Source organism: Mycobacterium sp. TH-M25, from assembly GCF_057473665.1.
Genome location: NZ_JBYCLA010000407.1, coordinates 1 through 9257, shown reverse-complemented (window position 1 = coordinate 9257; position 9257 = coordinate 1). Strand labels below are relative to the sequence as shown.

The following is a 9257-nucleotide window of genomic DNA, read 5'->3' as shown; positions in this document are numbered from 1 at the left end:
CGGGTCAAAGTCGATGCCGGGCGCAATCGCTACTCCGGTGTCGGCCAACAGCTTCGAACAGAACACCATCGAATCGTTGGTGAAGTCGGAGACGTCCGCATAGACGTAGAACGCCCCGTCGGTGGGGGCCAGCCGGTCGATGCCGATGCGCCGCAGACCGTCGAGCAGTCCCGTGCGGTTGGCGGCGTACTGGTCCAGGTGTCCTTCGGCTTCCTGGACAGACTGTGGCATGAACGCCTCGACCGCGGCGCGCTGGGACAGTACGGGTGGGCAGATGGTGAAATTGCCGGTCAGCCGGTCTACCGCCCGACGAAGCTCGGCCGGCACCAGCAGCCAGCCCAGCCGCCAACCTGTCATCGCGAAATACTTGGAAAAGCTGTTGACCACGAACGCATTTCGCGACGTTGCCCAGGCGCAGCTGGTCGACGGGGCGCCGTCGTAGACCAGCCCGTGGTACACCTCGTCGCTGATCAGCCGCACGCCCGTCTCGTCGCACCAGGACGCGATCGCGGTGAGTTCTTCGGGAGGGATTACGGTGCCGGTCGGGTTGGCGGGGCTGGCCACCACCACGCCCCGCACCGGTGGGTCGAGTGCGGCCAGCATCTGCGCGGTCGGCTGGAATCGGGTCTCGGGTCCGCATTCGATCACCACTACCTCGCACCCCAGCGCCGACAGGATGTTGCGGTAGCAGGGATACCCGGGGCTGCTGACCGCCACCCGGTCGCCGACGTCGAAGCAGGACAGGAACGCCAGCAGAAAGCCGCCGGACGAGCCCGTCGTCACCACCACGTCGTCGAGGTCGACCTGCACGCCGTAGCGATCGAGATACGACACCGCGATCGACGACCGCAATTCCGGAATACCCAGCGCCACAGTGTAACCGAGCTGGTTGCGGTTTAGCGCGTCGATGGCGGCGGCGCGCACCGGTTCCGGAGCCCCGGCGCTCGGCTGACCGGCCGATAGGTTCACCAGATCGCCGTGGCTGCGTTGGCGCTCGGCAGCCGCCAGCCAGACATCCATCACGTAAAACGGCGGAATCCCGGCGCGTAGCGCGACCCCATCGGTCATGACCGTAAGGCTAGAACACTTCGGCTTCCAGCCGGCGCAAGTGATCGCGCGGCGGACCCAGCAGTTGCGAACTGCCGTGTGCGCGTTTGAAGTACAGCTGCATATCGTGTTCCCAGGTGATCGCGATACCGCCGTGCAACTGGATGCCCTCGGCCGCCACCGTGCTGAACGCCTCGCTGGCCGTCACACGGGCCAGCGCCGCGGAGGTCGGTGACAGCGCGTCGGCGGCCTCGTTCACCACGGCGCGAGCGGCCTGGACGGCGACATAGAGGTCGGCCATCCGGTGCTTGAGGGCCTGGAAGCTGCCGATCGCCCGGCCGAACTGCTGCCGCTCTTTGGTGTAGGCGACGGTCAGTTCCAGACAGCGGGTGGCCGCGCCGACCTGTTCGGCGGCCAGCAGGATCGCCGCCGCGTCGGCGAGCCCGGGATCGGCGCCGATCGGAGTGGTGCTGACCGGAGTCAGCCGGGCCAGCCGTCGGGTCGGATCCATCGCAGCGACGGGTTGGGCGCTGAACTCGGTCCACCGCTCGAGTGTGCCGTCGACAGCCTCGATCACGATATCGGCAGCGTCGCCGTTGATCACATAGTCGCGGTCGAACACCGCCGCGCCGATCATCGCGCCCTCGGCCAGCGACCCGAGCGTGTCCGTGTCGGGTTCGTCGGCGGCCAGTAGTGCGAGTTCGGCCAGTGTGGTGCCGAGTAGCGGGCTGGGCACCAGGTTCTTACCGAGTTCCTCGACGACGACGGCCGCATCGCCGAGGGTGCCGCCGGCGCCGCCGAATGCCTCGGGCACGATCAGCGCGGCGGCGCCGACCTGTTCGCACAACAGTCGCCACAGCGATTCGTCATAGCCGCGTTCGGATTCCATCGCCGCGCGGACCGCGGCTGGGGAGGCGTGCTTGCCCACCACGGTCGCGACGGTCTCCCGCAGCAGTTCCCGCTCGTTGGTCACAGCGCCTCCAGAACCCTTCGCCGGTGGGCGGCCGGGTCGCCCCAGGCCGGTCGCAGCGCCTGTACCCGCAGCAGCCACAGCGACAGGTCGTGCTCGGCGGTGAAGCCGATCGCGCCGTGGGTCTGCAACGCCGAGCGCGCCGCCAGCAGGGCGGCGTCCGACGCGGAAGCCTTGGCGGCGCTGACATCTCGCGCGGTGTCAGGAGCTGCACCGGCCAGCGACAGCGCGGCGCCGTACACCAGCGGGCGAGTCAACTCTAGCGCGGTGTGTACGTCGGCCAGCTTGTGCTTGATCGCCTGATACGAGCCGATGGCGCGGCCGAACTGGGTGCGCTGCTTGGCGTAATCGACCGCGGCATCCAGCAGTGCCTGGCCGGCTCCCAGCAGTTGAGCAGCGGTGGCCAGCGCGCCGAATTCGTAGGCGCGCGGCACGTCGGCCTGCCAGTGCGCATCGGTGGCCTTGACGTCGAACAGCTTTCGGCTGGGGTCGACCGACTCGTGCTGCTCGGCGGCCCTCGCCTCGCTGACCGTTCCGTCCGGGTCGGCGAGCAGGGTCAGGCCGGCGGTATCGGCGTCGACGGCGCGCGGCACGTGTGGAGGAAGGGCGACCGTCGCGATCAGATCACCCGATGCGAGCGCCGCGCTGCGTTCGTCGTCGGCGAGCAAAACCGGTGCTACCGCGATCGATTCGATCACCGGACCAGGCACCCCCCAGCGGCCGAGTCGTTCCAGCGCGACGACGAGATCGACCGGGTGGGCCTCGACGCCGTCGAACCGCTCTGACACGGCCAGCGCGGTGATGCCGAGGTCGGCCAGTAGCCCCCATACTTTGCGACCCGGCCCGGTGTCGCCGCGCGCCCAGGCGCGCACCGCACCCGGTAGATCGGCGGCAGCCAGCGCCGCGTCGATGCTGGCGGCGAAGTCACGCTGCTGCTCGTCGAGATCAAATCTCATTTGGCTTTCTCCCGGGGCAGTCCCAGCAGCCGCTCGGCGATGATGTTGCGCTGGATCTCGTTGGTACCCGCATAGATCGGACCACCAAGGGCGAATAGCAGTCCTTCGGTCCAGGCATCGGCAAGTTCGCCGTCGGCGCCGCGGATCTCGCACGCCGTCTGGTGTAGCGCCACGTCCAGGTCTGACCAGAACACCTTGGTCACCGACGACTCGGCGCCCAGTTCACCGCCGCCCGCCAGCCGGGTCACGGTGCCGAAGGTGTGCAGGCGATAGGCCTGCGCCTTGATCCAGGCATCGGCAACCTCATCTCCGAACAATCTGTCGCCCTTGGACTTCCACACTTGGGCAAGGCGCTCGGCCGACGCCAGGAATCGGGCCGGGCTGCGCAGCGACATACCGCGTTCGTTGCTCGACGTGCTCATCGCGGCCCGCCACCCGTCGTTCACCGCGCCGATCACGTCGGCGTCGGGCACAAAGACGTCGTCGAGGAAGATCTCACCGAACCCAGTGTCGCCGCCGAGCTGAGCGATCGGCCGGACGGTGATGCCATCGGCCTTCAGGTCGAACATGACGTAGGTCAAGCCGCTATGCCGCTGCGCCTCGGGATCGGAGCGGAACAACCCGAAAGCTTTGTCGCCAAAGGGCGCTCGCGAGCTCCAGATCTTTTGACCGTTGAGCAGCCAGCCGCCGTCGGTATGGGTCGCGGTCGAGCGCAGTGAAGCCAGGTCGCTACCGGCTTCCGGCTCCGACCAGGCCTGCGCCCAGATCTCTTCGCCGCTGGCCATTTTCGGCAGGATTCGATCCAACTGCTCTTCGGTGCCGTGTGAGAACAGCGTCGGCGCCAGCATCGAGGTGCCGTTGGCGCTGGCCCGCCCCGGCGCTCCGGCGCGGAAGTACTCCTCCTCGTAGACCACCCACTGCAACAAGCTCGCGTCCCGGCCGCCGTACTTCTCCGGCCAGGTGATCACCGACAGTCCGGCGTCGAAAAGCGCCTTGTCCCAATCACGATGCTGCTGGAAACCCTCGGCCGTGTCGTAGGAATGCGCGGGAAACGCATGCCGGTGCGACGAGAAGAACTCGCGCACCTCCCGCTGGAACGTCAGCGTCGCGTCGTCGAAGTGCAGATCCATTACGCCATCTCTCGCAGTAGCGGTTTGACCACCTTGCCGCCCGCGTTGCGGGGCAGCGACTCGACAAACCTCACCGAACGCGGGGCTTTGAAGTTCGCCAAATATTCGCGGGCGTAGCCGATCACCGATTTTTCGTCGAGCCCCGAATCGGCCCGCGTCACCAGAAAGGCTCGGCCGACTTCGCCCAGTCGCTCGTCGGGAACACCGATCACCGCGCAGTCCACCACACCGTCGAGGCGCGTCAAGACTTGTTCGATCTCGGCGGGGTAGACGTTGAACCCGCCGCAGATGTACATGTCCTTGAGCCGGTCGGTGATCGCGAGATTGCCGGCGGCATCAAGCTTTCCGATGTCTCCGGTGTGCAGCCAGCCGTCGGCGTCGATCGCCGCGGCGGTGGCGTCCGGGTCGTCGAGATAGCCGAGCATCACGTTGGGCCCACGCAGGAGCACCTCACCGGTCGCATCATCGATCCGCACCTCGAAATCGGCAATGGGCCGCCCGCAGGTGGTGGAAACCGTGACCGCGTCGTCGTCGGGGCGGCACATGGTGCCCATCCCGTTGGACTCGGTCAGACCGTAGGCGGTCAGCACGATGTCGAAGTCGAGTTCGTTCTGCATCCGCTCGATCAGCACCACCGGTACCGTCGCGGCGCCGGTGACCGCGAATCGCAGTGAACTCAGGTCGTAGTTGCCGCGAGAAGGATGGTCGAGCAGCGTTTGGTAGATCGTCGGCGGCCCGGGCAGCACGGTGATTCGATGTTCGGCGACCGTACGCAAGGCCTGCTCGGCGTCGAAGGTCAACTGGGGGATCAGGGTGGCGCCGGTCTGCAGGCACGCCAGGATCCCGGCCTTGTAGCCGAAGTTGTGGAAAAACGGGTTGATGCACAGGTAGCGGTCGGCGCTGCTGATTTTGCCGATGGCCGCCCATGCCGCGGACCCGTTCAGCGACTGCCGGTGTGCGCACAGCACGCCTTTGCTGCGGCCGGTGGTGCCAGATGTGAACAAGATGTCAGACAGGTCATCGGGCCGGACCGCCGCGGCCCGGGCATCGGCGGCCGCGACATCGCACCCGCGGCTGATGAACTCGTCCCACGTCCCGTCGTCGGCATCCACGGGCACCTGCACGATGTGCCGCAGATCCGGCAGCGTCGAGCGGTCGAGGTCGCCGACTCGGCGGGCCCCGAGGAATTGCCCCATCGCCACCAACAGCGGGGCGCCGGTGCGGGCCAGGATGTCGGTGGCCTCGGCCGCGGTGTAGCGGGTGTTCAGCGGTACCACCACGGCCCCGGCGTAGTGCGCGGCCAGGCAGGCGACCACCCAGTGCCAGGTATTCGGCGACCAGAGCGCGACCCGGTCGCCGGGGTTCACGCCGAGGCTGATCATGGCTGCCGCGGCACGACGCACCTCGTCGCGTAGTGCGACGAAAGTGAGGGTCCGATCCGCGGTGACCAGCGCGTCGTGGTCGGGCAGTTCGCCCGCGATGTGGTCCAACGCCGCAGGAATGGTCTGCGGGTGGCTCGACATCGAACTCCTCGGTGCTGATTGCTAGCGCCGGGCTAACAAGCAAGTGCTTGGTAGGTTAGCCTACTAGGGTGCAAGGCGTCGAGGAGTTCCGGGCCGAGGTCCGTGACTGGCTGGCCGAGAATCTGGTCGGCGAATTCGCTGCCCTCAAGGGGCTCGGCGGGCCGGGTCGTGAACACGAGGCGTTCGACGAGCGGCGCGCCTGGAACCAGCATCTCGCCAAGGCCGGCCTGACGTGTCTGGGGTGGCCGGTCGAACACGGTGGCCGCGGCCTGTCGGTGGCGCATCGGGTGGCGTTCTACGAGGAATATGCGATCGCCAACGCCCCGGCCAAGATCAACCACTTCGGCGAGGAACTGCTGGGCCCGACGCTGATCGCGTTCGGCACGGCTGAACAGCAGCAGCGGTTCCTGCCGCGGATCCTCGACGTCACCGAACTGTGGTCGCAGGGTTATTCCGAGCCCGGCGCCGGCAGCGATTTGGCCAACGTGGCCACCACTGCGGTGCGCGACGGCGACCAGTGGGTGATCAACGGCCAGAAGGTGTGGACGTCGCTGGCGCACTGGGCGCAGTGGTGTTTCGTGGTCGCGCGGACCGACCGTGCCGCCTCCAAGGGGGCATCGCAGCGCCACGCCGGGTTGTCGTACCTGCTGGTGCCGCTATACCAGCCCGGCGTGGACGTCCGCACGATCGTCCAGCTGACCGGTGACTCGGAATTCAACGAGGTGTTCTTCGACGATGCCCGCACCGATGCCGACCTGGTGGTCGGCGAGCCGGGCGACGGCTGGTGGGTCGCGATGGGAACGCTGACGTTCGAGCGCGGTGTCTCGACGCTCGGTCAGCAGATTGTCTACGCCCGTGAGCTCGAATCCGTCGTGGAGCTCGCCAAAAAGACTGGCGCGGCAGAGGATCCGCTGATCCGCGAGCAGCTGACGCGGTCCTGGGCGGGGCTGCGGGCGATGCGTTCCTACGCGCTGGCGACGATGGACGTCGAACAACCCGGGCAAGATAACGTCTCGAAGTTGTTGTGGGCCAACTGGCATCGCGAGCTCGGCGAGATCGCGATGGACGTGCAGGGCAAGGCCGGCCTGGTATTGCCGGGTGGTGACTTCGACGAGTGGCAGCGGCTGTATCTGTTCACCCGCGCCGACACCATCTACGGCGGCTCCAACGAGATTCAGCGCAACATCATTGCCGAGCGGGTGCTCGGCCTACCCAGGGAGGCTCGATGACGCTGGCCGTCGCGCCGAAAGAAGTTGCCGGACACGGGCTGCTGAAGGACAAGGTCGTGGTCGTCACGGCCGCGGCCGGCACCGGAATCGGTTCGGCCACCGCCCGGCGGGCGCTGGTGGAAGGTGCCGACGTCGTCGTCTCCGACCACCACGAACGACGGCTCGGCGAGACCCGCGACGAACTGACCGCGCTCGGTCTCGGCCGGGTGGAGAGCGTGGTCTGCGATGTCACGTCCACCGCGCAGGTCGACGCCCTGATCGCCTGCACCACAGCACGACTGGGCCGCCTCGACGTGCTGGTCAACAACGCCGGCCTGGGCGGCCAGACGCCGGTCGTCGACATGACCGACGACGAGTGGGACCGCGTTTTGAACGTCACCCTGACCTCGGTGCTGCGCAGCACGCGGGCGGCGCTGCGGTATTTCCGCGACGCGGACCACGGCGGCGTCATCGTCAACAACGCCAGCGTGCTCGGCTGGCGCGCCCAGCACTCGCAGTCTCACTATGCCGCGGCCAAGGCCGGTGTGATGGCATTGACCCGGTGCAGCGCAATCGAAGCCGTCGACTACGGGGTGCGGATCAACGCGGTGTCGCCGAGTATCGCGCGGCACAAGTTCCTCGACAAGACCAGCTCGAGCGAACTGCTCGACCAGCTCTCGGCCGATGAGGCGTTCGGCCGGGCCGCCGAGCCGTGGGAGATCGCTTCGACTATCGCGTTCCTGGCCAGCGACTACTCGAGTTACCTTACGGGAGAAGTTATTTCGGTGTCGAGTCAGCACCCATGAGCGAGTCTCCGAACAGTCGGCGCGACGAGTTGCTGGAACTCGCCGCGACAATGTTCGCCGAGCGCGGATTACGGGCCACCACCGTGCGCGACATCGCCGACAGTGCCGGCATCCTGTCCGGCAGCCTGTACCACCACTTCTCCTCCAAAGAAGAGATGGTCGATGAGGTCCTGCGAAATTTCATGGACTGGCTTTTCGCCCGCTACCAGGAAATTGTTGACACACAACCGAATTCGCTGGAACGGCTCAAGGGTTTGTTCATGGCGTCGTTTGACGCCATCGAGCATCGACACGCCCAGGTGGTCATCTATCAAGACGAGGCCAAGCGACTGCTGCCGCAGCCGCGGTTCTCCTATCTCGAGGACCTGAACAAACGTCAGCGCAAGATGTGGGTCGACGTGCTGCACCAGGGCATCGAGGAAGGCTACTTGCGCCCCGATCTCGATGTCGACCTGGTGTACCGCTTCATCCGTGACACCACATGGGTGTCGGTGCGCTGGTATTCCCCCGGCGGACCGCTGACCGCGCACCAGGTGGGGCAGCAATATCTCGCCATCGTCCTAGGCGGCATCACCACAGAAAGAAGTTAGATATGGCTCCCATTAATCAGGCATACGTCATCGATGCCGTACGAACCGCAGTGGGCAAGCGCAACGGATCGCTGGCCGGGGTGCATCCGGTCGATCTGGGCGCGCTCGGCTGGCGCGGACTGCTCGACCGGGTCGACATCGACCCCGCCGCCGTGGACGACGTGATCGCCGGCTGTGTCGACGCGATCGGTGGGCAGGCCGGCAACATCGCGCGGCTCTCCTGGCTGGCGGCCGGCTATCCCGAAGAGGTTCCCGGTGTCACTGTGGACCGGCAGTGTGGTTCCAGCCAGCAGGCTATTTCCTTTGGTGCGCAAGCCATCATGGCGGGCACCGCGGACGTCATCGTGGCCGGCGGCGTGCAGAACATGAGCCAGATCCCGATCTCGTCGGCGATGATCGTCGGCGAGCAGTTCGGTTTCACGTCGCCGACGAATGAATCCAAGCAGTGGCTGCACCGCTACGGCGACCAGGAGATCTCACAGTTCCGTGGCTCGGAAATGATCGCCGAGAAATGGAACCTGTCTCGCGAGGAGATGGAGCAGTACGCGCTGACCAGCCACGAGCGCGCGTTCGGCGCCATCCGCGGCGGCCACTTCGACAACGAGATCATTGCCGTCGAAACCGAATCCGGTGCGTTCCGGGTCGACGAGGGCCCGCGTGAATCGTCGCCGGAGAAGCTGGCCGGCTTGAAGCCCTTGGTCGAGGGAGGCCGACTGACCGCCGCGATGGCCAGTCAGATTTGCGACGGTGCCAGCGCAGTGCTGCTGGCCTCAGAAAGCGCGGTGCGGGCGCACAACCTCACGCCGCGGGCGCGCATCCACCACATCAGCGCCCGCGCCGCGGACCCGGTGTTCATGCTCACCGGGCCGATCCCGGCCACCCGCTACGCGCTGGAGAAGACCGGCCTGTCCATCGATGACATCGACACCATCGAGATCAACGAGGCATTCGCGCCGGTGGTGATGGCCTGGCTCAAGGAGATCAAGGCCGACCCGGAGAAGGTCAACCCCAACGGCGGCGCGATCGC

9 protein-coding genes are annotated in these 9257 nt (G+C 66.8%); 4 read left to right on the top strand and 5 right to left on the bottom strand.

Annotated features, from left to right (window positions below):
• The 5 genes from AC2VOU_RS13645 to fadD3 form a co-directional block, all read right to left on the bottom strand.
• Window positions 1-1068: pyridoxal phosphate-dependent aminotransferase (locus AC2VOU_RS13645; protein ID WP_486957865.1), on the bottom strand; the 1068-nt coding region annotated here is incomplete at its 3' end.
• 10 nt (window positions 1069-1078) lie between these two features.
• Window positions 1079-2020: an acyl-CoA dehydrogenase IpdE2 gene (gene ipdE2, locus AC2VOU_RS13640; protein ID WP_486957864.1), complete on the bottom strand. Its 942-nt coding sequence runs from the start codon at window positions 2018-2020 to the stop codon at window positions 1079-1081.
• A complete protein-coding gene (locus tag AC2VOU_RS13635) occupies window positions 2017-2973 on the bottom strand; it encodes an acyl-CoA dehydrogenase family protein (RefSeq protein ID WP_486957863.1) in 957 nt (318 codons plus the stop codon). The genes ipdE2 and AC2VOU_RS13635 overlap by 4 nt, the downstream gene beginning before the upstream one ends.
• Window positions 2970-4103, bottom strand: a complete 1134-nt coding sequence (locus tag AC2VOU_RS13630; protein ID WP_486957862.1) for an acyl-CoA dehydrogenase family protein — start codon at window positions 4101-4103, stop codon at window positions 2970-2972. The genes AC2VOU_RS13635 and AC2VOU_RS13630 overlap by 4 nt, the downstream gene beginning before the upstream one ends.
• Window positions 4103-5626, bottom strand: a complete 1524-nt coding sequence (gene fadD3, locus AC2VOU_RS13625; RefSeq protein ID WP_486957861.1) for a 3-((3aS,4S,7aS)-7a-methyl-1,5-dioxo-octahydro-1H-inden-4-yl)propanoate--CoA ligase FadD3 — start codon at window positions 5624-5626, stop codon at window positions 4103-4105. The genes AC2VOU_RS13630 and fadD3 overlap by 1 nt, the downstream gene beginning before the upstream one ends.
• A gap of 68 nt (window positions 5627-5694) precedes the next feature.
• On the opposite strand from fadD3, the gene ipdE1 reads away from it, so the two are divergent.
• From ipdE1 to fadA6, 4 genes are all read left to right on the top strand, one after another.
• Window positions 5695-6855, top strand: coding sequence for an acyl-CoA dehydrogenase IpdE1 (gene ipdE1 / locus AC2VOU_RS13620; RefSeq protein ID WP_486957860.1), 1161 nt, complete (start codon window positions 5695-5697; stop codon window positions 6853-6855).
• Window positions 6852-7640: a (5R,7aS)-5-hydroxy-7a-methyl-1-oxo-2,3,5,6,7,7a-hexahydro-1H-indene-carboxyl-CoA reductase gene (gene ipdF, locus AC2VOU_RS13615; RefSeq protein WP_486957859.1), complete on the top strand. Its 789-nt coding sequence runs from the start codon at window positions 6852-6854 to the stop codon at window positions 7638-7640. The genes ipdE1 and ipdF overlap by 4 nt, the downstream gene beginning before the upstream one ends.
• Window positions 7637-8230: a TetR family transcriptional regulator KstR2 gene (gene kstR2, locus AC2VOU_RS13610; RefSeq protein WP_486957858.1), complete on the top strand. Its 594-nt coding sequence runs from the start codon at window positions 7637-7639 to the stop codon at window positions 8228-8230. The genes ipdF and kstR2 overlap by 4 nt, the downstream gene beginning before the upstream one ends.
• Window positions 8231-8241: 11 nt before the next feature.
• Window positions 8242-9257: steroid 3-ketoacyl-CoA thiolase FadA6 (gene fadA6 / locus AC2VOU_RS13605; protein WP_486957866.1), on the top strand; the 1016-nt coding region annotated here is incomplete at its 3' end.

Coding starts and splice junctions, on each gene's coding strand:
- fadD3 (WP_486957861.1), bottom strand. CDS start 5,626: ATGTCGAGCCACCCGCAGACCATTCCTGCGGCGTTGGACCACATCGCG.
- AC2VOU_RS13630 (WP_486957862.1), bottom strand. CDS start 4,103: ATGGATCTGCACTTCGACGACGCGACGCTGACGTTCCAGCGGGAGGTG.
- ipdF (WP_486957859.1), top strand. CDS start 6,852: ATGACGCTGGCCGTCGCGCCGAAAGAAGTTGCCGGACACGGGCTGCTG.
- kstR2 (WP_486957858.1), top strand. CDS start 7,637: ATGAGCGAGTCTCCGAACAGTCGGCGCGACGAGTTGCTGGAACTCGCC.
- AC2VOU_RS13635 (WP_486957863.1), bottom strand. CDS start 2,973: ATGAGATTTGATCTCGACGAGCAGCAGCGTGACTTCGCCGCCAGCATC.